Here is a 23,236-nt window from a genome sequence, read left to right on the forward strand (position 1 = left end):
GCCGACATCGCGCTGTTCCGTGCGGAATCTTTCTGCAGCAGGTTGGTCGGTTCCATCGCGGCAGCGCCTGAATTTGGTTTCATTTCGTTGAAAGGGTGACCAGGAACCATATTGATGAATGACCGTTAACTCGCGAGTGACCAACAGGAGGGGACCCTGTGAACCTCGTCGTCGTTTCAAATCGCGTCGCGCGCGGCATGGCCAACGAACCCATGACCGGGGGCCTCGCGGCTGCCTTGCTGCCGGTGGTGGAGAAATCCGGCGCGATCTGGGTCGGTTCCAGCGGTCGCGTCCGCGATGGCGCGCAGAGGGAACCGTTTGCCGAGATCGAAGCGCTGGGCGCAGGCGCGGTGGCGCTGCTGGATCTGCCGGCCGCGCATTACGGCGGCTACTACGAAGGCTTCGCCAATTCGGCATTGTGGCCGGCGCTGCATTCGCGCACCGACCTGATCCGCGCTTGCAGGGAAGATTACCTGTCCTATCGCGAAGTGAACGCCTTCATGGCGCGCGCGCTGCTGCGGTTCCGCAAGACGGACACGGCGTTCTGGATCCAGGATTATCATTTCCTGGCGCTGGGCGCGGAACTGCGCGATCTCGGCGTCAGCCAGCCGATCGGGTTTTTCCTGCACACTCCCTGGCCCGACCGCGCCACCATCGGCGCCGTGCCGCAGCATCGCGACCTGGTTGCTGCGATGCTGGCCTACGACCTGATCGGCTTCCAGACCGAACACGATTGCGAGAATTTCCTGTCCTATGTCCAGTCGGACCTCGGTCTGACCGTGGCGGATGGCGTCGTCGCCTCGCGCCACGGCATTTCGCGCATTGCGGTATTTCCGATCGGCATCGATCCGGAAAAATTCGCCCAGCAGGCCGCCAAGGCCGCGTCGCATCCCGACGTGTCGCGGCTGCGGCGAAGCCTGAACGGTGAGAAGCTGGCGATCGGCGTCGACCGGCTGGACTATTCCAAGGGGCTGGTGAACCGCATCAACGCGTTCGACCGGATGTGGACCTTGCAGCCGTCGCTGGCGCGCACGGCTTCGCTGCTGCAGATCGCAACGCCGTCGCGCGGCGCCATCGAAGCCTATGGCGATCTGCAGAGCGAACTTGCGAGATTGGTCAGCGACGTCAACGGCCGCCACGGCGAGGTGGACTGGACGCCGATCCGTTATCTCAACAAGGGTTTTGGCCAGACCGTGCTGGCTGGTCTTTATCGTACTGCCCAGGTCGGCGTCGTGACCCCGCTGCATGACGGGATGAATCTCGTCGCCAAGGAATATGTCGCGGCACAGAACCCGGCCGATCCCGGCGTGCTGGTGTTGTCGAAATTCGCCGGCGCGGCCAACGAACTCGATGCGGCGTTATTGGTCAATCCGCACGATATCGAGGGCATGGCGCGAACCATCGCGACCGCGCTGTCGATGCCGCTGACCGAGCGGCGCATGCGCTGGGAAGACATGATGGCGAAGCTGCGCGCGAGCACGATCCAGAGCTGGTTCGCCGATTTCGTCGATGCGCTGCAGGAAAGCCATGCCGACAAGGAGGCGAGCGCGCCGCTGATGGCGGAGCCGCCGACCCTGTGGCCGCTCCACTCGGCCAATCTCGGCGCGCGGTATCATTAGAGCGTTTTCAAGCGAAAGCCTGCCCCGGACTTGATCCGGGGTGGATACCGGTTCGCGTGAAGAAAACGCGTCAAGACAAAAAGACAGAGCCCCGTTCCGATTCAATCGGAACGGAAGGCTCTAGCGGGTGAGTGCAGGTCAGTAGCAGTACGATACGCCATCGAGGACGGCGCAGCGCGCCTTGTTCGGCGCGCTCGGATTATCCATCGGCACCACGCCGTTGCCCTTGCCGACGAACACGCCCGGCCCGACGATGACCGATGACTTGTTGCCGATGATGACGCCCGGATTCGGCGAGGTCAGGCTCGAGCGCGAGCCGTCGGTCCAGATGATGGCGTCGCCGGACAGGATGCCGCGGCGGCCGTCATCGCAGGCGACATCGACGCCCCGGCGGGTGCAGGCCTGTGCCAGCGCCGGCCCGGCGCAAACGGCCGGTATCGCGGACATCAGAACCGAGAACACCAGCGCCCGATGGATGGTCATGCCGCGCCCCGCTTGTTGAATCGCCACGATCATTCATCGTCGCCGCTAACCGGTTTTCGGTTCAAGGGTCTTTGAGATGCACCGCCCCGGCGTTAGCCCTCATAAATTATCAAGATTATTCAATATGTTGCGGAAATGTCGCCGGCCGCGCCCACAGTCCCTTGCAAAAGTCGCCGGGCCCCTTCAAGAGAAGCCATCCGGAGAGATGGCCGAGTGGCTTAAGGCGCACGCTTGGAAAGCGTGTGTGCGGGAAACCGTACCGTGGGTTCGAATCCCACTCTCTCCGCCAAATTGTCCCAGCCGCGCATTCTCCCGGTGAATTAGCGGCCGATTAGGCCCAGTAACAGCAGCGATTTCTCATCTGAGCTCCGGACTCCGGATAGGGAGAGCCGGCTTATTCTTCTCCGAAGGGCCCGTTTCTCTCCAAAGCTCTGGACTCCATCAATTCGGTACGGTTCTCGAAATTTGAACGTTTGGAGTTACCTATGAACCTGGCCGGAAAAGGGTTTTGCTGCTTCTCTCGAACAGGCAAGAGCGCTGATTTCTGACCCGCCATATCGCGGTTCGAATCCTCCCGCATCAGCCAGCCATTTCTGTGTTCGGCCAGGCTTCTCAAGAGACGCGAGAATGGGCCGGAAATCCCGGCTTTTCGCGTATTCGTTTTCGTCTCTGGATTCCCGGTTTGCCGAGTTGGAGGTGGAAATCGGCGATAGTCTCCGGCCGCGTCCAGGAATATTCCCGTTTTTGGGAGACTTTGAGCGGAGACGGGTTCGATCACGACTGCTGGCCGAGCCGGGCAGTCCTTCTCGAACTGATAAGGCTTCTAACAAAAGCTTACGAGTAAATGTAACGGGGTTCGTTTCTCTAAAATGGCTCATCGAAGTGATGGAGACAGCTATTATTGTCGCGTTGAAAGGGCCGGCCTGCCGCCGAGACTGCCATAGATAACCGGCTTGCCCCGGTCGAACACAAGTCCCTGGGCAAAGGCACTCAGACCGAAGGCGGAATTGTAGGAAGGTACGGCCCCACCGTTCAGTTCGATCTTGAAGATTGAAAACTCGAGAAGCTCGTCGCCGCTATCGCCCCATCGCTTCGAGCCCGTCTCTGCTGTTGTGGCGCCGAGGCGCCGCACGCCAATCGGACGCTGCCGCTTCACGGCGAAATATGTCTCGCCCTGCTCACTCGCTACAGACTGGACGTTAGACGGAAACGGATCATCATCCTTCCACAGCGCCGATGATGTAAATTGCCGGCCCACCTGGAGGAGAAGTCCCTTGCCGCCAGCCTCGCAGGCTCCGCGCGTCTGGCCGCCGATCTTGAGCTGACTGTCGCCGCCATCGACACCAAAAGCCTGAAAGTCGGGGATTGTAAGGGTCTTCTTGATTTCGAAAGTTGAGCTGTCCAACAGATAGAGTACCGTTTGGCGCGGCCCGTCGCAGAGGGTCGGCAGACCGAAGAGAGCTTCGTTTGCACCAAAATTGCCAAATTGCCGCAAGTTGACGACGAGCACGGGATCGGGACCGAGCTTTGAGAGCAACGTCGATCGGCCCACGATAAACGCGGACTTTCCGACCTTGATCTCTTTGCGCGCGATCTCATGACCATCCACGTCGAACCGGGTCAGATATGCCACGCGTTCGTCGGTTTGCTGCGAATAAATCGAGCCTGACAACATGACGATGTCATTGCCAATCTTTACCGCACCCGCTGGCGAGTTGTCCTCGAGATCCGGCCAAGCCCTTTCCCAGACCTTGGAGCCATCCGGCGCGAGCCGCCGGACAACCGGGTAGGGGTGGGGTGACGTCTTGTAACCAAGCGCATATATCTGCGATTGATCGATGAAGAGAGGGCCGGCGGCAATGTCGTGAGACGCGGCCGGAAAGCCGGCGCCATCGTGCCCCGCATCCCTGATGATGCTGGCCATCGAGCTTCCGTCCCAACCGCCCATCGCCGATAGTATCAGGCGGCCCGCGAGAGGTTTGGCATCGAAGAGTTCTCCGACCTCGTCGTTGCCAAAGGGTGCATAATCAAACGTAGCGTTCGTTGAATTCACGCCATCGTCGGGCAAGCTAGCTCCATAGCCAAAGACAATGAAAGGCGCCCAGAAGCGCGGATGGTGATGAGCCCTGTCGGCTCGGGCGAGATAGCGTTCAACACCTCCCGCCAGAGCCGCCGAGGCGCTCTTGTGGTGCTGTTCGTTCCAGGTTGTGAAAAATGCCAGCATCAGATCATGTGCGGCGTTGGTTTCCACGGTCCAAAGCGATGCTAGCAAGGTCGGCGATCCGGAAACCGAGAAGGCGGCCGCAAGATCGGTGATGCCGATATTTGCGGCCGATGTATCCATCCGCGCCGTATTGCAGGCCGAAAGAACGACAAGGCGCGCATCAAGCGGAAGCCGGGTGATCTCCGGCGCCGTCAGCAATCCATCGTCGAAACTGTCGGACAAGTCCTTGGGCGTGAGAACCAGCGACGCCTCGTTCAAGCCGGGTATGTCGTTGCGCAGCAGCCCGTGGGTTGCGAAATGGATGATGTCGTACTTGCCGAGATCCTTGGTGCGGAAGTTCTCCTCAGACGCATCTGTACCCAGCAGTACATCGCCTTTTGCGGCATGCATAAGTTGCCCGACGTTGGTGATTTCGTCCGCCGTCTCCGGCAGCGATCCCAGTTCGCTCAAGGCGCCGCGCAGGGAGGCGTCGGTATTGCCACTGCGCGTCAGACTGGCCTGTTGAGTGACCATGGAAAGGGAGGGATTGCCGATGCCGAGATAAGGCAGCGGCGCGTGCTGGTGCGAGATCGACGTGCGCGTGCCAAGAAAATGACGTGCCGAGATCGAACTCGCGAGCCTGTATGTCTTGCCAAGCCAGCGGGCCGCGAGCAGATCGTATCCGTCGCCCCGCCGGGGCGGCGCTTCTTCGAGCAGGGCCGAGAGCGGAATGCCCGACAGTTCCTCAGGTGGCGCTGCATTGACCAGCGAGCCAGGCTGCGCGCAGGATTCGAGACCTTTGAAGAGAAGATCCCTGAGGCGAACAGCCGATTGGACCGGATACTGGCTATCAAGCGTCTCATCAGCCGCACGCTCCTGCGTCAGCGCCAATCGCACCAGCTTGGCGTCAAGGATCGCCACTTGCGGTTCGACATCGGACACTGAAAACAGCGTTGTCGTCCTCGAGATGCAAAGACGACCCATACCCTTGAGCGTGGGAAAGAAAGTGAGAAAGACCTCGTTGGGTTCGAGCACCGTTTGAATTTGTGCAGCCATCGGATACCCGATCGCCTTGGCGTAATCCGCATCTTTCGTGAGTGCGTCTTCCAGCCGAACAATGGTCTCGGTAAGGCCTGCGTAAGTCGTAATGAGATATCCAGCTTCCTTCTTGCTGCCAGCCATGAGGTTCTTGATCTGATCAAGCTCCCACTGCCGCTTTTGTTGCTGCAAGATATAATAGGAGCGTACGGTGTCGCGCGCGCGTTCGGTCTTTTGGGCGCCGATCAGGACCGCAAAATCGCTGGTCTGATGCCGAAGCGTACGGGAAAGCATTTCGCTGCCCCTAAGCGCCAGGTCGGCGGCATCAGGCGGCGGGAAGTCCACAAGGGACGTCAGAGCCGTCTGAATAACAAGGGCGTCGATCAAGGTCGGCAGCTGAAACCCTTCAAAGCGGCGCGTCAGAAATCCTTCAAAGACCTCAATCCGCTCCCGCGCCGCCGTTTGAATCAATGCAGCGGCTTCCGCTCGTGAAGTTGGAAGAGCTATCAATCCGAGTGCGAAATGACGGTAAGATTCAATATTCTCGGCGACGTATCCCGATAGCTGCCAGGCGGCAGGGATCGCCGCGAAGTGCAACTTCCAGGGCGCCATGCGCGATGGATCTTTGGAACTCGAAATGAGTAACTCAGAGAGTCCAAAGTAAAACTCTTGCAGCGTCTCGAAATGATCACGTGCGATAATTGCGTCGCGCTGCGCTTGCAAGGGATGACGCGCATGGAGGGCAGCAGCTTCATCAGTGGCACCTTCGAAGAGAAGCGAGAGCGATGCAAGGCTATTGCTTGTCGAGGTCCGGTAGAGCTTTATGCCTTCATTTATGTCCAGACGATCGTTGAGCCGGATCGCCTCCTCGAGAAATCCGGCGACCTGCCTGGACCGGGTTGTCATCGCGACCAGCTGAGTCATGATGTGTACGTAACCCGCAAACACCGGACCTTCGTGATTGAGATTGGCTGACATGTAGGGATCGATCAGGCGTGCGAGCGCTTGGGCGCTAACAATGTCCTGTTGTGAAATCAGCGACTCCAGAAATTCGGCTAGCGCCTTGCAGATGCTGTATTTGTCCTTGGGGTCGATGAGTAAGAGACCCATGATCGCAGTGGAGTAGGCTTTCTCAGCCAACTGATGTTCGTTCAAGAGCAGGAAGTGGTTCACGGCCGTAAGATTGGCCATCACCGCCGGATACGGAGACGCCGCGGGATTGAATGGTACTTTGTTGTTCGGAAAGAGGCTCTTGCGAGATTGCGGATCGTTGTTTCCGAAGAACTGCGCGCGAAGCAGGTAGGCATAGAGTTCCGGGAAGAGCGGTTTGAGCTTCTCGTCCGTTTTGACGATCTCATAGGCCGCAACCTCGGATTCGATCGCGCACTCGACTTCGAAGGCCGTCGAACATATCTCGGTCAGGTCGCGCAGCAGAAGCGCTTTGGCATTCTGATCGGCCGTCTCCTTGACAAGCCCGGCGATCTCGCGCCCGGCTTCGCGGACCTGGCCGCGATGAAATTTCTGGTACGCAGCCTGTTTTCGGCTTTCCAAATCCGGCGCGGGCTGTGAAAATGCACGTGAAACGAGAATGAGCTGCAGGGTTGAGCAAAGCAGCATCGCTGTCAGCACAGACAAGAGGGACGGGGGGCCCGATCGTATGAAACGCGCCGTCTTGTCTGCCTTCATTGCCGTCGCCCTCATGGATACAGCCTTGGCCCAGGCAGACCTGGTCGGCAAGGCCCTCCCGGCCTCGCCTGAGAACGCTAACATACTCTCCCTCGAGAGCACCCCCGAACTTTATGACATGGGCGGCCTCGGCAACGCGCTCGTCACTAAATACGCGGGCGTCAAGCTCGCCGATGCGCCTTACGTCAGCCGCGGCCGGCACGATTCCGAGATCTACCGGCTGCTTTCGCCCTCGGTCGTCATCGTGGTTACCGACACCAGCATCGGTTCAGGCTCCTATATCGGGCTCGGCGACGCGGTCCTGACCAACTGGCACGTCGTGAAGGGCTTTCAGAAGGTCGGCCTCCTGTTCAAGCCGCCAACCGAGGGAAGTAAACCGTCCGAAGCTGACTTTGAGATCGCGCAAGTCGTGAAAATCGATCCGGGCCACGACCTGGCCCTCCTTCGCGTTGCTTCCGCGCCGCGCGATACAAAGCCCATCGTCCTTGGCTCCGAAGCCGACATTCAGGTCGGTGCCGACGTGCACGCTATCGGGCATCCGACCGGGGAGGCCTGGACCTACACCAAGGGGTTCATCAGCCAATACCGTAAAGATTACGAATGGCGCGACGAAGAAGGCTCGCACAAAGCAAGCGTCATCCAGACCCAGACACCCATCAATCCCGGCAATTCCGGCGGTCCGCTGCTCTCGGATGATGGCAAGCTCATCGGCGTGAACGCCTTCAAGGCCAAAGGCGAGGCGCTCAACTTCGCGATCTCCATCGCCGATGTCCAGGCCTTCCTTGCCAAGGCCGGCCAGCCAATCCCCGCGAAGGCACCGGCGACCTGCAAGTCGGTAAAACTGTATGAGGGAAGGGACCGGCAGAATACAGCTGTACTCGTGCAGTTCGATACGAACTGCGATGGCAAAGCAGACTATTCCTTTGTCACGCCGGACGACCTCACCAAGCCTATTTCTACGCATCTCGACATCAATTTCGACGGTAAAACGGATATCTCTGTCGAGGATCGCAATCGCGACCAGAAGTGGGACATCTCCTTTCACGACGTTGATTTTGACCGAAAGATTGATCTCGTTGGCTATCATCCTGATGGCAAGCTGACGCCTTCGCGCCTGGATAAGTATATCCCCGGTACCCGTTACTGACGGCTTCTATCTATGGATGCGATAGATGGACCGTTGCGCCTATTCCCACAACGACCTAATGCATGACAAGCTCGTCGTCACTGCTTCGCCGCACTGTGCATAAACGTCTGTGCCACAACTAAAGAGAGTTCGGCGCCCGCGCTCACGGGTAAAGTCTCCAACAAGAGCTACGAGTGGATAATCGTATAGCCTCTATACAGCTTCAGTTTTTGCGTTGGTCTGTTCGAATTAGCTTTCGCCGGGAAGGACCACCATTGTTGTCTTCGGACGCTCGTCTAGGATGAGAACAAGAATTTGGTGGCGGGTCTTAAATGCTTCGCCGGTGCAGATCCGGGTGTCGCCGTTGCGATCGACCAGACTGAAGTCGCGCTTTGCCACCATCCGCTGTTTCGCGCCGCGCGGTACCAGCGATGCCAGCGCATGGCCCGATATGATGGCGGTGCCAAAACCGGCAGCGTCGTACATGCGGTGAAAGGTTCTTGAGACGATGACCCGCCGGATATAGGCCCGAAAGCCGGCATGATCGTAGGTGAGCTCCGGTTCGAGCACCACGAGGCAGCAGGCGCTTGGGTTACTGGTGACGTAGCGGCGGAACGTTGCGTAGTTAGAGCCGCCGAACTGCTTGGCAAGGGCCATGCCGGCCTTGATGCCAAACGCGTGGTCATTCGCGTGTTGTGCGAACAACTCGCCCTGAAACAGGGCTTCCGACGCAAACACGTTGGCCTCGCGCTCGAAGAGATCGGTGATCTCGGGATCGAGCGTTTTCTCACAATCGTGGATGAGGGAATACACTTTGCTTTGATGGGGCATCGTTCCATGCCCAGCCTCGTGCAGCTTAACGAACGGGATACGCGGGGTAGGGGTGTCCTTGTCGATGATCACCAGCCGATCGTTGGCTTCGAACAAGCCGAGCACCTTACTCAACGCCGATTTGATCGTGGCGACGCTCGCCTTGGCTGATTTTATGAAGCGCTCGAGAAAAGTAGCATTCAGGATTTCATCATCGACGACCGTAAGCTTGGCCGCTTCCATGATGGTCTTAACCGGCGTCGGAAATACGCCATGAGCTGCAGCGTCGCGCAGCAGGCGGTCGGCATGACGCTGCACATTGAGCAGCTGTTCCGGCGTTAAGAATGCATCATCAGGTCGGGTCACGTGCGGTGTTGTTTCCTTATGAACGCCAGGTATTCGATCAATGCTTTTTCTTCGTCCGGCGTCAGATTCTCCACCGCGAAGGTCGCAACGCGTGCTTGCCGCGATCCGGTTGATGCCGCGGGAAAGTAACCGGCTCGCTCCATGAGGTCTTCGTAAGACGTACTGTAAATGCGCGCCAAAACGTGAAGCACGTTCGGCGAGGGTTTGGTGATCTTATCATTCTCAAGTTGACTTAAATAGGCATTTGAAACCTCCTTGCCAGACGCTTCCTCGACTTGACGCAGGGTGAGGTGCGCGGCATCCCGCAGGCGAGCGAGATGTTTGCCAAAGGTCAGTTTCGCCGCGGGCGGCTCTTTGGCTTCCGGCATGGCTTTCCTCCTATGTGATTGATTCTGAATGAGAATATACCCGATTAGCTTGATACGTCAAGCGCCGCGTGGCAGGTGCTTGACGAATTTAGCAAAGCCGCATATATAAAGCGGATCGGCTCGCGGGCCCTTAATCTCTTCGAATAGAAGGCTAAACCGAATGTCTGAAGACCACCACGACCACGAAGTTCGCATCCACATCGATCGCGAGCCCTACAAATCGCCCAATCCCACCACCGGCGAGGCGCTCTATAAGCTGGCCGAGATGGGTCCGCATAAGGAGCTGTTCCGCGAAGCCGAAGGCGACCACGAAGACCAGTTGATTCCCCGCGATGGCACCGAGGTGCACCTTCACAAGGACGAGCACTTCTACTCCCAGAAAACGGTGACGATCTTCGTCAACGGCACGCAGGATGCATGGCCGCATCGCAAGATTTCTTACGATCAGGTGGTGAAGCTGGCGTTCCCGCATGGACCGTTCGGCGGCGACATCCGCTACAGCGTGTCGTGGACCAAGCCCGACGGGCAAGAGGGGTCGCTGCGGCCCGGCCACAAGGTGGTTGTTGTTGAGGAGATGATCTTCGATGTCCGTAACACCGATAAATCTTAATCAGAGCCCGGACTTGGCGAAACTTGAGGCGGAAGGGTTCCGCCTCAAGCTCGTGCAGGGCACGGCCTACCATCTGCTGATCCAAGGCGTTCCGGCCGTTACGTCCAAGCGGGAGGTGGTGCTCGGCACGCTCTATTGCCCGCTTGAGATCGACCCCCGCGGCAAGGCCGTCAATCCTGTCGCAAACCATCAGTGCTGGTGGATTGGGGAGCCGCCGTGCGATCCGACCGGCCGCGTCATGGCCGAGATGATCTCGAATCCGTCGCCGGAAGATAAGGGCGACGGCATCAAAACGACCGTCGGCTTTTCGAGGAAGCGCGCCGACAAGACCAACTATGCCGACTATCACGAGAAGATCTGGGCTTATATCAGGTTGATTTGGCACGAAGCCCAAGTTCTCGAAAAAAGCTGCGATCCGCGTAGCGACAAGCCGGTACCGGCCGTTGTCGAAGCGCAGCAACGCGTCTTCCGTTACCCTGATATGGCAACCACGCGCGCTGGTATCGGTGCGGCGACGGCGAAGCTGTTGGCAAATCGCGTCGCGATCATCGGGCTCGGCGGCTCCGGCTCCTACATCCTCGATTTGCTGGCGAAAACGCCGATCGATGAGCTACACCTGTTCGATGGAGACGATTTCCAGCTTCATAACGCGTTCCGGGCGCCGGGCGCCCCGCGGGCCGACGAGATCGAAAATCCCCCCAAGAAGGTTGATTGGTTCTTCGGCATCTATGACCGCATGCGGACCGGGATTTTCCGTCACCCTTACCACGTACGGGCCGAGCAGTTGCCGGAGCTCGCCGGCTTCGACTTCGTCTTCGTCGCCATTGACGATGCCGAGGCGCGCAAGGTCATTTTGCAGGGCCTCGTGGCGATGAAGGTGCCGTTCATCGATGTCGGCATCGACGTGGCGGTCGACGAGAAAGGCTTCCTACGCGGCATTTGCCGTTTCACCGTTGCAGCGCCCGAGCAACATCAGCATCTTGAGGAGGTGGTATCTTTCGGGGCGGCGCAGGAAAATGACATCTACCGGAACATCCAGGTTGCCGACTTAAACATGGCGAACGCGGCCTTGGCGGTGACGAAGTGGAAGAAGCTGAGGGGCTTCTATGCGGACGATTGTCGCGAACACCATTCGCTATACACCATCAGCACCCACGGACTAACCAAAGAGGATCGGACGTGACGTTCAACGTGCTGCAGCCCCGTTACGTCGACTTCATTCCCAAGGAACTTGAAGACGGCGTCCTGTACATCTCCCAGCGATTCCTAACCGCAAGTCATCGCTGCGCGTGTGGTTGCGGCACCAAAATTGTCACGCCGTTCCGCAACGCCGAATACAGCCTGGTGGTGAACGGCGATCGGGTGTCTCTCTCGCCGTCCATCGGCAACTGGAATCATCCCTGTCAGTCGCACTACTGGGTTAAAGACAACGCGGTGATGTGGGCAGGCGCCATGAGCAAGGAGCAAATCCTTGCCGGCCGCGCGCAAGATAACGCATTCCGCGAAGCGTATTTCGACGCGGTTGCGTGGCCGTGGTATCGCCGATTTGGCAGCATGATAAGAGCCTGGCTTAACGCGATCTTAAAATCGCTTGGCCTTCGGTGAAAAACTTGCTCGACGGGGTTGGTTCGCTAATTGATAAAGTTTGGTCACAAATGGAGTCAGTCGACCGACTGATAAGGTTTCGAGCAAAAGCCGATCAGTTTGGGCCGAGGACCAACCCATCCCACGCTGCCGCATTTCGTGCACTTGAAATGCGCGCAGATATCGTACCAGTCCCAATCTGGCAGCCGGTCCAACGGCACCGCTGACGAATGCCAGCAGCGTGGTCGCGGGTCGCGGTCGGGTGGACCAACGCAATAAACCAGGATGGTCTTAAAGCCGCGCGCCTTGGCCTCGGCCGGTCGTCCGTTCGACCAGTGGCGCAAGCGGGAATTGGGTTTGCGGCGCCCAGGGCATGCCGTATGAAGGGTCCGGAAAATCCGCATGGCAAATGGCGCCATGGATTGGGATTGGAATAGGACCACGCTAATGTCTCTCTCGGGGTTGATAACCTGGTGGGCGAATCGGGGCGGGGCATGAAGTGTTTCACGCTGATCTTTGCAGCTATTTTCTTCTCGACGCTGCGCGTCCAGGCGGAGCTCATCAGCGTCGATGCCATCACCGTTGTGGATGGCGACACCATCGAGGTCGGGGGACATCGCTATCGGTTGGTTGGGTATGACACCCCGGAAATAAAGACGCGCCGCCGTAAGGTGACCCCAGACGAGAGGGCACTGGCCATCGTCGCAAAGAAGCGCTTCACCGAACTGCTGCACAACGGTCCGCTCGATTTGGCGGAGGTGGTTTGCTCGTGCCCGACAAAGACCATCGGGACCAAGAAGTGCAACTATGGCAGGAAGTGTGGCCGGCTGACGCTCAACGGCAAGAACATAGGTGAGATGCTAATCGCCGAAGAACTCGCCGAGCCGTTTGTCTGCGGAGAAACGAGTTGTCCCGAAATGCCTGATTGGCCAAAGATCATCGAAAGGCAATTTTCCGCGCAGAGGCCACAATGACCGCGCGCCGAAACGTGTCAGCCGGACGGTTGCTCATACCGTTTGACCCACGCTTGGTGATTTTGTTCAGCGAGGGCTTTGACCGAGTCAGCTTCTTCTTGCGACTTAAAACACCGCTGGTCGTTGATCTGAACGCTTTCGATGTTCAGGGCTTTGGCGGCCTCCGCGACGATTGACGGCCACGCGCCGTCCCAATACTGTCCGATCTTGAGCCGGTTTTTCCGGCGTGTCGGAATCTTGAACGTGAACGGCGCGAGGTAGTTTGCGGTCGATTGAGCTATGCGCTGCCGCGCTTCGTCATCGGCGGGATCGTCACCAAATAAGACACGCTTGGAATAGCCCATAGTGCTGTCGCCTGTTTGATGATTCCGGCAGCAGCCGGCCAAACGCTTCAACCGCGCATAACCTTGTTCCAGTCAATCTCGTAGCCGGCTGCCTCCAGCTCCCTCGACAACGTCTGCCGCCAGCCACCGCCCCTGTCGAAAGACTCGTCGATGACGCCACGCCAGTCAGAAGGAATTTCGGGGTCGCCGACCTTCAACGTGCAAACGCGCGGGCGTCCCAGCTTGCCTATGAAGTAACCCAGCTCCAGGAGCACGTTTTGCCTCACGCGCGGTGCCGGCGTTCCGCCCTTCACGCAGCCTTCGTCATCGGGGGTCAGCAGGATGACCGCGAAGCCTACATCACTGTGGGCTTCCACCTTCTCGATGACGGTTCGGCCCTGGTTGGCCTTTTCATGCAGGATGACGGCCTCAAATCCGATCTTCTCCAAGAACCTCGCAACAGCTTCGCGCACGCCTTCGTCATGGCCATGGACAATGAACACCTTGCGCGCAGCAGTCACCATGGATGGAGACGGTGCGCCCAGCCCTGAACCCTGGCTGTCATCGTCAAGGTCCCCCAGGTCGGTCTCCAGCGCCCTAATGGCTCCCTGCAATATCTTGATCGAACGCTGCTTGCCTTCGGCAAGGTACTGGCGGGCTTCGTGCGCGTCTCTCGCGTCATAATCGATCGGCCCACCACGGCCAAAAGCCGGCTCCATGCGCATCGTGACCGGACCATTGTCCAGGCTGGCCGCATCTTCAAAGTTCTTGTACCGCGGCGTGTTGTGGCCAAAGGCGACTGCCAGCGCGTCCCGTATGCCCGCTTCGATGGTCATCACCTCAGGGATGTTGAAGCGCTTCTGCACTTGCTCCGGCTTGAACGCTTCCACATCAGCGAGGCATTGCTTCAGTCGCTCGATGCGGCGGCGGACCTGCGCCGCGTTCAGAACGGGAGCCTGGGGCGGCGGGGTGGTCGGCCGGCGAGGGGGCAAAGATGTGCTCCGCTTTGGTTGCAATTGCCTAGCGGCCTGCCCGCAACGCCGCGGTGTCAATCCACGCGCCGATGTTCTTGTGGCCTTCCTCGGCAACGTAGTCGTAAATGGCCGTGACGTCGGAAAGTGGCACGACGAAGCCCACCTTCGGCGGGTTCGCCTGCATGTGTTTCGGCAGTGGCACGGCGAAGGTGTACTTGCTGTACTTCTCCCAGCGCCATTGCCATGTCAGCTGGCCAGCCTCCACCACCTGTTGCAACACGCGCTCATAGAGGAAGTACACACCCGCCTGTTTCGGGCACCCCACAGCCATGTAGTCGAGCGGATTATCTCCATGTTCATCCGGGGCTTGGCGCTGATGGTGCCGAAGGCTGTTGAGGTGGACCGCCAGCAGGCCCTTCTTGTCGATGACGGAGCGGGCGATTTCGTACCTGACCCACGGCCGAGCCCAAGTCTCGGTGCCTACCAGCACGCAGACCACGGAGGCGTGGGCCATGCCGCCGCGAATCAGGTTCTTGAGGCCTTCCGGGTTCTTGCGCTGGACGGACTCCCACAGGCTGCGGTCGAAGAACTGGCGCTTGTCCTCGCGGCCGGGGCAATCGATCTTCCAAGATTGGCGCACGTTGTTGACGCGCATGATGTCGGCATAGTGGAAGGAGAAAAAGCCCTTCCGCTTGATGGTGGCCGGCGCGTACGTCGGCGCTGGCCTTGCAGGCGCCACAGGCGGCGCAACAAGGTCGGCGAGCCGAGGCAGGGGCCGACGAGGCGCTACTGGCGGGGCGACTAGGTCAGGGTTGAGAAAGGGCGCGAACGGGTTCTGCGCGGTCGAAGGCGTCGGCAGCCCAAAGGCGCCGAGCAGACTTGATCCCGCGTCGATGGAAGGCGCCGAGGGCGCGAGGGCGCTTAGCAGGCCAGCCACGCCATTGGACGGTGGCGGCGTTGGCGCAAAGAACGGGGAGGAGAGGCCAGAACCGAATGGTGAGGCGAGACCAGAACCGAACGTCGGGCTTGTTGGCTGGGCGACGCGCTGCAGCAGCCTGATCAGCGCATCCTTGTCATATGAGCTTGTCATAGACCTGCCTTGCAATGGCTACCGCCAAGACCGTCACAACGGCCAGCGGCAGATAGAATCCCGCCACCGACCAGCTGAAGAAGGCAGGCCAATATGGCGAAACCGGGTTGTCCTTGTTGCCCATGTTGAAGGTGGGCGACGTGTCCCAGCCTTCTGCGGCGACCGCGTCGAATCGCTTCCGGAATCGGCGCTCGACTTGAAGATAGCGCGCATCCAAGAAGGCAAAGGACAGGATCGGCACCAGCGTCAGCAAGGCGACGATGGGGCGCTGCAAGGTGATGGCGAAGCCGGCGATCGCGACCGAAATGGTAACGCAGTAGTTCTTCAAGGTCGCGCACTGCGCCGCCATGCGCGTCACCACCCCCTGAAGCATCTCCAGCTGCTTCAACCTCAGATCAGCGATTTTTTCCGGCGACAACGGCATAGGGGCAGGTTAGAACGGATAAGGAACATCGACAAGGCGATTCCCCGAGCTATCCATCGGATTCTCAATGGGCCGGGAGCTATTGCTCGACCGGGCCCTTAAAAAGCTTGCCCGGAAGGTATGCAAGCGCAGGGACCAAACGGGGCGTACCTGTATATCAGCGATTCCCGGGGCGGAGAGGTGCCAATGATTAGATTTTCAATGGGTGGCAAGAACCTTGATCCCCGCAATCTCAAGGATGCTGTCATGGCGTCAGTGCTGGAGGGCGTTCGCAATCAAATCCGCGAAAAGGTCGGCAACATTCGCGATCCAGACACGGGCGAATTCCCAACCATCGTCATTCGCGGCAACAGCCTCGACGATCTAAAGATTCAGGTCGAGGGCTCGCCAGCCCTTGTTGCTTTGGTCAACGAACGGCTGGGCCTCGAGGCAGCGGGTGAACCCAGCGCAGCGCCAGAAAGCCAGCCGCACGTCTTTATCAGTTATACATCCGAAGACATCGACATCGCGCGGCGGGTCGCCGAGGCGCTTCGGGGCGCCGGCATCGAGGTGTGGTGGGACAAGTGGTGCATCTCGTCCGGCGATAGCCTACGGCAAAAGATCGACGAGGGAATTGGCGGCTGCACGCACTTTCTTGTCTTGCTCACGCCGCGCTCTATCAACAAGCCTTGGGTCAACCAGGAAATGGACGCGGGTCTCATCCGCAAACTGAACGACCAGTGCCGCTTTCTTCCGGTTCGTCACGAACTGCCGGCGTCCGAATTGCCGCCGTTGCTTTCGGGCATTGCGTCAGCGTCGATTGTGACCGATGCCGATGTTGCTCAGTTGATCCATGATATCTACGCGCTGACGCGCAAACCGCCGCGAGGGCCTGCACCCGCGGCCGTGCAAAACAGCCGGGCATCGCAGACCGGTTATTCCGCCGCGGCCAACGCCATCGCGCGCTACTTCGTGGAAAAATCGGAGGACGGCTTATTCGGCGACCCGATTTGCGAGGTCGATGAGCTGGCCAAGGAAGTCGGCCTCAGCGTCGAAGACACCGAAGATGCCATCCAGGAGCTTTCTGGTTTTCTCCGGCTGTCGACCGGCCACGTTTTGGTGGAAGGGACGCTGTTTGCCGAGTTCGATCGCTACTGGAAACCGTGGAGTACGGCCGATGATGCACTTCGGTTGGCGGCCGACATCATGAGCGACCCTAAGTTTCCCGATCCCTGCGAAGAAATCGCAAAGCTGTATCAATGGGAGCCTCGACGTCTGAACTCGACCGCTTATTATTTGCTGGAGAGGTCTCTCATCGTGGACTATCAGGGCATCGGTACCGCGCCGTGGGCCGTTTTTAGAATTGTCGGCAACCAGAATATGCGTCGATTTGTGAAGAGCCGCTCGTAGCTTGCTCACTTAAACTCTGCGTCGCGGTACCGGCGTCACAGGATCCCATCCTCACACGAGCGGAGGCGCGGTTAGTGATCGGACTCCAAATGACTGATGACGGCACGCCTCAACGTCCTCCGTTCCGATCTCCGCTGGATTCAGGTTACAAAATTGATGCCGCAGCGGATAGCGTAGAGTTTGTGAAGCGGACCTTCAGCTATTGACCGACCCTGAAACGATCCAAGGCCGTGGCCGAGCCGTCCTACAGCTTCGACCCAAGCTCACCCTTTTAGTTCGCGCCGAGTTTCTGCAACCAGCGACTTCGGCCTATGTTGCATTCGACGGGGCGAACCATACTGAGTTCCAATTTGGTGATGGCTTTCAAAGCACCGAGGCAATTGCCGCTTCTCTACACAAACTGCGCAGCTAATACGTTGGTTTAGTTCTGGCAGGCGCGACGAATCTCGCTTCCTACACGCTGCTGCAAATCATCGGGATATTGGCCCGCTTTCTCAAAGGCGATCATGTCGGCGCGGGTGAGCTTGGCCGCAAAATTCGTCGCAAGGCACTCGCATTGACTTGCCGCGCGCGCGGGCAATTTTCCGTCGAAGCCGGCGGTCTTGAGGGCCTCCGCTTTGCAGGCCTTTTCGAAGCCGGGGCGGACCACTTCGGTTTTGAAACGCTCCAGTTCGGCCTCTGAAAGCGTCGAGATGTCAAACGTCTTCGTCAGGGAATACGCCGCTTTCTGCCAGTCAAAATTGGCGTCCCACACATAATATGCCCCCATCACCGCGAGGATGAGAAAGCCAAGCTGGCCAACGAAGGGGACGCAGGAAAACAAGATCACGCCGACGAGAGCCCCAAACCAGGACCATCCGAAAATATGCATCACCGCGATGACGTTTAGCGGCAGCGACAAGAGCGCGAAGGCGCTGATCGTTAGGCCGAATGTTGAGCTGAGCAGGCCGGTGATCACACCGAGAAACGTCTCGACAATACCTCGCCTTTTCCTCGGCGCAGGCTGCGGCGCCATTGGCCGTGAGCCAGTTTGCGCCGGCGAGCCTGCGTTGCGCGGCGGCGCGGGCTCGGGTGATGGCGTGGGTTGCGGCGTGACACGGATCGGCGTCGGCGTGCCAGCGCGGGGCGGCTGCGGTGCCGGCGCAGGACGCGGAGCTGGCGCAGGCGCGTCCGGTGAAACAGTGCGCGGTGGTGCTGGCTTTGGGCTGGGGGGCGGGCCCTCCGGGACCTCAGGATAGAGAGGCTTGAAAGGGGCCGCGGGAGGTTCTGCGGGCGTCGGCGTGCGGGGCTTTACAGCAGGCGCAGCCTTTTTCGGGGGCGGCTCGTCGCAAACATGCTGTTGGTCCCCTTCGAAAGGTACCCATTGGCCGTGCGGCATCTGCCGCAGGTTAATCCTGCGCCCGCAATACTTGCATGCTTTGTTGTAGCTGGACATCGCCCCCCTGCTCAGTCGGGAGTACCACCGATGGTAGCGACGCTTCAAGCAGTTGTGATAGTATGTGGGACCGGCCTGCAGGGGGAGTTTTTCGGTGTCGCGCCAATATTTGAGTTGGTCGATTGCGCAACTTGAAGAGGAGTTTGAACGCGCCCAGGACAGCGGCGACAGAGCAGCAGTTGAAAAAGTCGTCAGCGAACTCGGCTTCCGCACCACTCCGAAGGCCCGATCGCTTCTTCAGGCAGCAGAGAGATTTCTAGGCACTGCGGAGCGGCCGCGCAGTGAGCAACGGGGCGCGGCAAAACCGCCGCCTACCGCAAAGACGGGGCCGACGCAAAAGCCGCCACCCAACGCGAAGGGTAAGCCGTCGCGAAAGCCGACAGCAGAGCAGCAGCAAGCCATCGATCAGTTTCAGCGCGGCGGCTCCGTGAAGATCAACGCCTATGCCGGCACCGGCAAGACCTCAACGCTCGAATTCCTGGCGCAGAGCACATCCAGGCGCGGTCAATACATCGCGTTTAACCGCGACATTGTCCGCGATGCCAAAGAGAAATTTCCCAATACGGTGAACTGTTCGACCAGCCACGGACTCGCTTTCAAGGCGACGCCGTGGGCCTATCGAAACAACTCCGATAAGATGACCAAGAGGATAAACGCAAATCAGCTTGCCGAGATGCTGAACTTGAGGCGGTGGGACATCGATAGGCGGCACGTACTGCAACCACGGTCGCAGGGATATCTTATCCTCGATACCCTGCGCCGCTATATGCAGAGCGCCGACGCCGAACTGGCGGCGCATCACGTTCCCCGTCATGGATCGCTGCTTGCCGCTCCCGACGCCACTATGCGGGCTGTGACAGAGTTCGCCCTGCACGGTGCTAAGCACGTCTGGGGTCGTATGAGGAGCGAGGCCGACACCATGCCGCTCGGTCACGATGGCTACCTGAAACTATGGGCTCTCACCAATCCCGCGATTGCCGCCGACTTCATTCTCCTTGACGAGGCGCAGGATACAAATCCGGTTGTGCTCGATGTTCTGCGGAAGCAGCCAGCCCAAATGATCTATGTGGGGGACAAGTACCAGCAAATCTATGAGTGGCGCGGCGCGGTAAATGCGATGGAAAAAATCGAGACCCAGGGCGAGACCTACCTCACCACCTCGTTTCGCTTTGGTCCTGCCATAGCGGAATGGGCCTCGAAGCTCTTGGTCTTTCTCGGCGAAAAGCGTCCGCTCAGGGGAAATGTAGCGGTCAAGAGCCGGGTTGGAAGCGTTGAGCCGCGAACCATACTGGCGCGCACCAACGCCTCCACCATTGCCGCAATCATCGAATGCCTGGATGAAGGCAAGAAGCCTCATCTTGTCGGCGGTACCGATGAGTTGATGGAAATGCTGCGCGGCGTGCAGGACCTGAAGGAGGGCAAACAGAGCACGGTCCCGGACTTCTTCGGCTTCGACAAGTGGGAGCAAGTCGTCGAATTTGCCAAAAGCGGTGAGGGGGATCACCTGCTGTCATTTGTGAACCTGGTCGAGGGTCGTGGAGAGCGTCAATTGATATGGGCTCTCAATCGCACCGTCGACGAAGAGCGAAGTGACCTGACTATTTCGACCGCTCACAAAGCAAAGGGTCGCGAATGGAGCACGGTCCGGCTTACGGATGATTTTCTGCGCAGCCAACCGGGAAAGCCAACCAGTGGCCCCGATCCGGCCGAGGTGCGACTTTTCTACGTCGCCCTGACTCGCGCAAAGGAAGCCGTCGAGGTTCCGCAGAACGTTCTGTCGCTGATCCGATGATTGCGCCCTCGCTTCAGCCGCGCATTGGCCCCAAAGAAGATGAAGAATTACAAAGGCAGATTGTCGATAACAAGGGAATTTTTGAACCGCTGCTTGTTGAGCCTCTTTCCGATCAAGATGGATGCTTTCGCATTATCGACGGTGAGCACCGATGGGCCAATTACAAGGTACTTGTAGAAGGCAAAAGTGAATTCCGTCAAATACCCATCGAAGTAACGGATCGATTGCTTGGCGACGAAGATCGTTTGCGTGTCTGGATTTATATTCGCCGTCAGCGCAAGGAATGGGATGCGCAAGAAAAGGAAATGGTTGCATATCGACTGATAGAGCTTGTCGGCCGAGCGAGCGCTGCAAACATGCTTGGCATTTCATTTCGTAAGTTAGATATCCGCCTTGATTGCAGACGAAGTCAGTCAAGCCTTGAAAAGCTTTGGCCGCAAATGGATTAAGTTGTTCAACTGATAAGGAAATTACACGAAGCTTATCAGTCAGCCGCTATGTTCCATAACGTTCGATTGGCGAATGTCGGCCGTCGATGGAGCGAACGACGATGCGAGCCGCGCTTGCAAGGTTAGGGCTGTGTAGAGAGCAATGCCACGAGGTCTTTGCGCTTGCTAGCGAACTTGGCGAGAGGTTCGCCTTGTTCGGATTGGGGCAACCAGTCCATGAAGCGTTGCACGTTGTGCCGTGTGGCGCCTTCGTCCTTGCAATTAGCAAGTAGCACGATCTGGATGGCCTGCACCGGATCCAGCACGTAGACCCCGAAGGGCGCCGCGACGACGGTCGCGTCGGGAAATCCCAGCATGCGCTGTGCTTGCGTTCCAGTCACCCCCTTGTGGCACGCGATTAGATGAACTGGACCACCGTCCAACCGCGCGACCCTGGCGGCGGCGGTGTCGTCTCGCAGGTGGGGTTGGCCAACCATTTCGCGTGCGGTCGCAACAGACATAGAATCCGGCACCGCGCCGACCCTGAAGAGGATCCTCTTCTTCTCGATCGTGACGATGCAGAAGTTACCGTCCTTGATGGGGTTCGTTGAACCCAACGCAGCGCCCGCAGCGGCCACCATCGCGGCGCTTCGCTGAGGGTAAGGCATCCTATTCCAGTCAAGCGCTGGTCCCAGATATCCCTTGCCGCGGTTGGCGTCGGCCACGCCCTGCTGTACGAGTTTTACCGTTGCGCTCACGATCCGCGAGCGAATGGCCTCCTCCAGCGAAGGCACGTCCGTAGCCGACGAGCCGAACCTATTCTCCCGTTCGAGGCGTTTTTGGAAATTGACGTCGGCGGGCTTTTTCGGGGCGCTGGGGGCTCGCCGTTCAAAGATGTCGATGAGAAAGACCTTGGCCGGAGCGCGCGCGTAGGCCGTCAAGAACTCGGCGTGACAGATTCCGATCGAGGCGTTCTCGCCGGTTCCCGTCCAACCCGCGTTTCCGTTGAAGAGAACGACGAAAATGTCGCATTCGCGGGCTTGTCGCATGCACTCGTCCCAAGCATCGAGCTCTGCGCTTTCGGCGGCATCTTCGTTAATCCACACCTCAAACGGCCGGCTGCCCAGCACGGTGGTGCCTTCAATCTCCTTCTTTATCTTGGTACGTAGATCGCTCAGCCTTACTTGCGACTTGGAGGAGAGCGGGAACATGTCGTTGCACCGGCTCGATATCATTATCTTGATCTTGGAGGATTTACCCATTTATCGCGGTTTCCGTGTTCCTTTCACAAGGTCGCGATCGTGCTCGGGGTGGTTGTGGTTGTCAATGCGTTCGCGAAGCCGGATCTTGAAGCCAGATCGTGTTGCCATGTTGGCAGGCGGCCACAATCTGCCGGAAGCGGCAATGGGCACGCTTGCGCGAGGTATGTGTGCTCTATTCTAACTGCGATCCAATACCTTCGGGCCCTGGTATCAAATCCATGCGCAGATATTCGATACAACGTACTTTATAAGCTTCCACGTCCTCTTGCATCATAGACAAGCCTTGATCTTGCAATTCTCTAATGACTCTCCAAAATAAGATCGGTTCTGGCGGGTCGGATTTTTCGAACGCGGCCTTTTCGCCACGGACCATTGCTTCAAGAATGTTCCGTGCACCGATGTTTTCTTCCCTGGATGGAAAAATTCCTAACCGGAACCTTCTCGGCTCTATTGGGCGAAGACCAATGTTTGAATTTCTGTTGTCAAGAGTGACGCCGTTCTTATGAAACACCTCAAAGCCGACAGGTATAGGCCCATTATGGAGCACCCAAATTTCGTGCTCCATTCTTATTTGATTGCCAAATTCGTCCACTCTGTAGGCATGCACCCCGCTAATTTTGGAGGAGTCTGACCGATCTTCGTATTGACCAATTATCACCTCACCGAACTCTTTGCTGGCGAAGAGCCGCTCGGCCTCCTTTACACTTTTGGCAAACGCAATCATCTGAGTGTGAATCTGTGCAACGCGTTCCTTGGTTAGTTCTTCGACGAACGAGAGGGACAGATATTTCTTGTACGATGGCATCGCCCCGTAATCTTGGAGGGCCTCAAAGACATCCAGCGCCGAGCGGTAATAAAATCGACCAGCGGACGCCGCGTATAAAGCAAAAAACGAAGAGTGCGAATTTGTCAGATAGCGTATATTGCTTGCTTTTACATTGATCCGGTACCCTCCACTGGGTGCTGGGCGTTGGTCGGTCGCCTTGAGTTGCACAAAGCAGCGGATGTTTGTTGGACTTTTGCCGTTGTCAATCAGTGCCTCAATAGAAAGGTCGACTCCATAGTCGGGAGCAGGCTCATCTCGAACGAGAAACAGCGGCTCCCGAAAAAGAGATCGAAATCTCTCTCTCGACAGCGATTCAAGCTTATGTGCCGAGTGTCTTTGTGGGAGCTGGGGTTGAGCTCGCATTGCGACCACAAAATCTTTACTCGAAAGGCGGCCTTCGAGTATGGGGTGGGTGCCAGCCAAGGC

General features: G+C 58.5%; 20 protein-coding genes and 1 tRNA gene. 10 read left to right on the forward strand and 11 right to left on the reverse strand.

All coding sequences use genetic code 11. The annotated features are described in order from the left end of the window. Positions 1-158: 158 nt before the first annotated feature. Positions 159-1,619, forward strand: coding sequence for a trehalose-6-phosphate synthase (locus tag KMZ68_RS02500; protein WP_215614339.1), 1,461 nt, complete (start codon positions 159-161; stop codon positions 1,617-1,619). Between the two features lie 138 nt (positions 1,620-1,757). Here KMZ68_RS02500 and KMZ68_RS02505 read toward each other — a convergent pair whose 3' ends face one another. After that, complete coding sequence (locus KMZ68_RS02505; RefSeq protein WP_371741490.1) at positions 1,758-2,066, reverse strand: hypothetical protein; 309 nt, start codon at positions 2,064-2,066, stop codon at positions 1,758-1,760. A gap of 235 nt (positions 2,067-2,301) precedes the next feature. On the opposite strand from KMZ68_RS02505, the gene KMZ68_RS02510 reads away from it, so the two are divergent. Continuing rightward, a tRNA-Ser gene (locus KMZ68_RS02510) sits at positions 2,302-2,391 on the forward strand. 609 nt (positions 2,392-3,000) lie between these two features. Here KMZ68_RS02510 and KMZ68_RS02515 read toward each other — a convergent pair. Further along, complete coding sequence (locus tag KMZ68_RS02515) at positions 3,001-7,029, reverse strand: CHAT domain-containing protein (RefSeq protein ID WP_215614340.1); 4,029 nt, start codon at positions 7,027-7,029, stop codon at positions 3,001-3,003. Between KMZ68_RS02515 and KMZ68_RS02520 the strand changes: the two genes are divergently transcribed. Beyond that, positions 7,001-8,176, forward strand: a complete 1,176-nt coding sequence (locus KMZ68_RS02520; RefSeq protein ID WP_215614341.1) for a S1C family serine protease — start codon at positions 7,001-7,003, stop codon at positions 8,174-8,176. The genes KMZ68_RS02515 and KMZ68_RS02520 overlap by 29 nt on opposite strands. Positions 8,177-8,404: 228 nt before the next feature. On the opposite strand, the gene KMZ68_RS02525 is transcribed toward KMZ68_RS02520, so the two are convergent. Both KMZ68_RS02525 and KMZ68_RS02530 read right to left on the reverse strand, forming a co-directional pair. Further along, positions 8,405-9,331, reverse strand: a complete 927-nt coding sequence (locus KMZ68_RS02525; protein ID WP_215614342.1) for an ImmA/IrrE family metallo-endopeptidase — start codon at positions 9,329-9,331, stop codon at positions 8,405-8,407. Further along, on the reverse strand, positions 9,328-9,699 hold the full coding sequence (locus KMZ68_RS02530) for a helix-turn-helix domain-containing protein (RefSeq protein WP_215614343.1): 372 nt from the start codon (positions 9,697-9,699) through the stop codon (positions 9,328-9,330). The genes KMZ68_RS02525 and KMZ68_RS02530 overlap by 4 nt, the downstream gene beginning before the upstream one ends. Positions 9,700-9,859: 160 nt before the next feature. On the opposite strand from KMZ68_RS02530, the gene KMZ68_RS02535 reads away from it, so the two are divergent. The 4 genes from KMZ68_RS02535 (at position 9,860) to KMZ68_RS02550 (ending at position 12,867) form a co-directional block, all read left to right on the forward strand. Then, positions 9,860-10,309, forward strand: a complete 450-nt coding sequence (locus KMZ68_RS02535) for a multiubiquitin domain-containing protein (protein ID WP_215614344.1) — start codon at positions 9,860-9,862, stop codon at positions 10,307-10,309. Beyond that, positions 10,284-11,492, forward strand: coding sequence for a ThiF family adenylyltransferase (locus tag KMZ68_RS02540; protein WP_215614345.1), 1,209 nt, complete (start codon positions 10,284-10,286; stop codon positions 11,490-11,492). Before KMZ68_RS02535 ends, KMZ68_RS02540 begins: the two co-directional genes overlap by 26 nt. Further along, complete coding sequence (locus KMZ68_RS02545; RefSeq protein WP_215614346.1) at positions 11,489-11,914, forward strand: DUF6527 family protein; 426 nt, start codon at positions 11,489-11,491, stop codon at positions 11,912-11,914. Before KMZ68_RS02540 ends, KMZ68_RS02545 begins: the two co-directional genes overlap by 4 nt. A gap of 452 nt (positions 11,915-12,366) precedes the next feature. Next, positions 12,367-12,867 carry a thermonuclease family protein gene (locus tag KMZ68_RS02550; RefSeq protein ID WP_215614347.1) on the forward strand — a complete coding sequence of 167 codons (501 nt, stop codon included), beginning with the start codon at positions 12,367-12,369 and terminating at the stop codon, positions 12,865-12,867. Between the two features lie 17 nt (positions 12,868-12,884). Here the strand turns inward: KMZ68_RS02550 and KMZ68_RS02555 are convergent, their stop codons facing one another. From KMZ68_RS02555 to KMZ68_RS02570, 4 genes are read right to left on the reverse strand one after another with little or no spacing between them, the layout of a single operon-like run. Beyond that, positions 12,885-13,211: a hypothetical protein gene (locus tag KMZ68_RS02555; protein ID WP_215614348.1), complete on the reverse strand. Its 327-nt coding sequence runs from the start codon at positions 13,209-13,211 to the stop codon at positions 12,885-12,887. A gap of 47 nt (positions 13,212-13,258) precedes the next feature. Next, on the reverse strand, positions 13,259-14,182 hold the full coding sequence (locus tag KMZ68_RS02560) for a TIR domain-containing protein (protein ID WP_249779496.1): 924 nt from the start codon (positions 14,180-14,182) through the stop codon (positions 13,259-13,261). Between the two features lie 28 nt (positions 14,183-14,210). Continuing rightward, positions 14,211-15,254 (reverse strand): TIR domain-containing protein, encoded by a 1,044-nt coding sequence (locus KMZ68_RS02565; protein ID WP_215614349.1) that lies wholly within the window; start codon positions 15,252-15,254, stop codon positions 14,211-14,213. Next, positions 15,238-15,642: a hypothetical protein gene (locus KMZ68_RS02570; protein WP_215614350.1), complete on the reverse strand. Its 405-nt coding sequence runs from the start codon at positions 15,640-15,642 to the stop codon at positions 15,238-15,240. The genes KMZ68_RS02565 and KMZ68_RS02570 overlap by 17 nt, the downstream gene beginning before the upstream one ends. Positions 15,643-15,879: 237 nt before the next feature. Between KMZ68_RS02570 and KMZ68_RS02575 the strand changes: the two genes are divergently transcribed. Beyond that, on the forward strand, positions 15,880-17,067 hold the full coding sequence (locus tag KMZ68_RS02575; protein WP_249779497.1) for a toll/interleukin-1 receptor domain-containing protein: 1,188 nt from the start codon (positions 15,880-15,882) through the stop codon (positions 17,065-17,067). Positions 17,068-17,488: 421 nt separating this feature from the next. Here KMZ68_RS02575 and KMZ68_RS02580 read toward each other — a convergent pair whose 3' ends face one another. Continuing rightward, entirely contained in the window at positions 17,489-18,082 is a 594-nt protein-coding gene (locus KMZ68_RS02580; protein ID WP_215614352.1) for a hypothetical protein, read from the reverse strand. Between the two features lie 514 nt (positions 18,083-18,596). Here KMZ68_RS02580 and KMZ68_RS02585 point away from each other — a divergent pair. Further along, complete coding sequence (locus tag KMZ68_RS02585) at positions 18,597-20,294, forward strand: UvrD-helicase domain-containing protein (RefSeq protein WP_215614353.1); 1,698 nt, start codon at positions 18,597-18,599, stop codon at positions 20,292-20,294. After that, positions 20,291-20,743, forward strand: coding sequence for a ParB N-terminal domain-containing protein (locus KMZ68_RS02590; RefSeq protein ID WP_215614354.1), 453 nt, complete (start codon positions 20,291-20,293; stop codon positions 20,741-20,743). Before KMZ68_RS02585 ends, KMZ68_RS02590 begins: the two co-directional genes overlap by 4 nt. Before the next feature lie 122 nt (positions 20,744-20,865). On the opposite strand, the gene KMZ68_RS02595 is transcribed toward KMZ68_RS02590, so the two are convergent. Both KMZ68_RS02595 and KMZ68_RS02600 read right to left on the reverse strand, forming a co-directional pair. Then, entirely contained in the window at positions 20,866-21,984 is a 1,119-nt protein-coding gene (locus KMZ68_RS02595) for a DUF4062 domain-containing protein (RefSeq protein WP_215614355.1), read from the reverse strand. 172 nt (positions 21,985-22,156) lie between these two features. Then, positions 22,157-23,233, reverse strand: a complete 1,077-nt coding sequence (locus KMZ68_RS02600) for an HNH endonuclease (RefSeq protein WP_215614356.1) — start codon at positions 23,231-23,233, stop codon at positions 22,157-22,159. Positions 23,234-23,236 lie beyond the last annotated feature (3 nt).

This window comes from Bradyrhizobium sediminis, assembly GCF_018736105.1.
Classification (GTDB): domain Bacteria; phylum Pseudomonadota; class Alphaproteobacteria; order Rhizobiales; family Xanthobacteraceae; genus Bradyrhizobium.

Excerpts from the sequence above, each read along its gene's own strand:
- KMZ68_RS02590 (WP_215614354.1), top strand. The coding sequence starts at position 20,291 with ATGATTGCGCCCTCGCTTCAGCCGCGCATTGGCCCCAAAGAAGATGAA.
- KMZ68_RS02530 (WP_215614343.1), bottom strand. The coding sequence starts at position 9,699 with ATGCCGGAAGCCAAAGAGCCGCCCGCGGCGAAACTGACCTTTGGCAAA.
- KMZ68_RS02595 (WP_215614355.1), bottom strand. The coding sequence starts at position 21,984 with ATGGGTAAATCCTCCAAGATCAAGATAATGATATCGAGCCGGTGCAAC.
- KMZ68_RS02515 (WP_215614340.1), bottom strand. The coding sequence starts at position 7,029 with ATGAAGGCAGACAAGACGGCGCGTTTCATACGATCGGGCCCCCCGTCC.
- KMZ68_RS02505 (WP_371741490.1), bottom strand. The coding sequence starts at position 2,066 with ATGTCCGCGATACCGGCCGTTTGCGCCGGGCCGGCGCTGGCACAGGCC.
- KMZ68_RS02580 (WP_215614352.1), bottom strand. The coding sequence starts at position 18,082 with ATGGCGCCGCAGCCTGCGCCGAGGAAAAGGCGAGGTATTGTCGAGACG.
- KMZ68_RS02520 (WP_215614341.1), top strand. The coding sequence starts at position 7,001 with ATGAAACGCGCCGTCTTGTCTGCCTTCATTGCCGTCGCCCTCATGGAT.
- KMZ68_RS02535 (WP_215614344.1), top strand. The coding sequence starts at position 9,860 with ATGTCTGAAGACCACCACGACCACGAAGTTCGCATCCACATCGATCGC.
- KMZ68_RS02540 (WP_215614345.1), top strand. The coding sequence starts at position 10,284 with ATGTCCGTAACACCGATAAATCTTAATCAGAGCCCGGACTTGGCGAAA.
- KMZ68_RS02575 (WP_249779497.1), top strand. The coding sequence starts at position 15,880 with ATGGGTGGCAAGAACCTTGATCCCCGCAATCTCAAGGATGCTGTCATG.
- KMZ68_RS02565 (WP_215614349.1), bottom strand. The coding sequence starts at position 15,254 with ATGACAAGCTCATATGACAAGGATGCGCTGATCAGGCTGCTGCAGCGC.
- KMZ68_RS02555 (WP_215614348.1), bottom strand. The coding sequence starts at position 13,211 with ATGGGCTATTCCAAGCGTGTCTTATTTGGTGACGATCCCGCCGATGAC.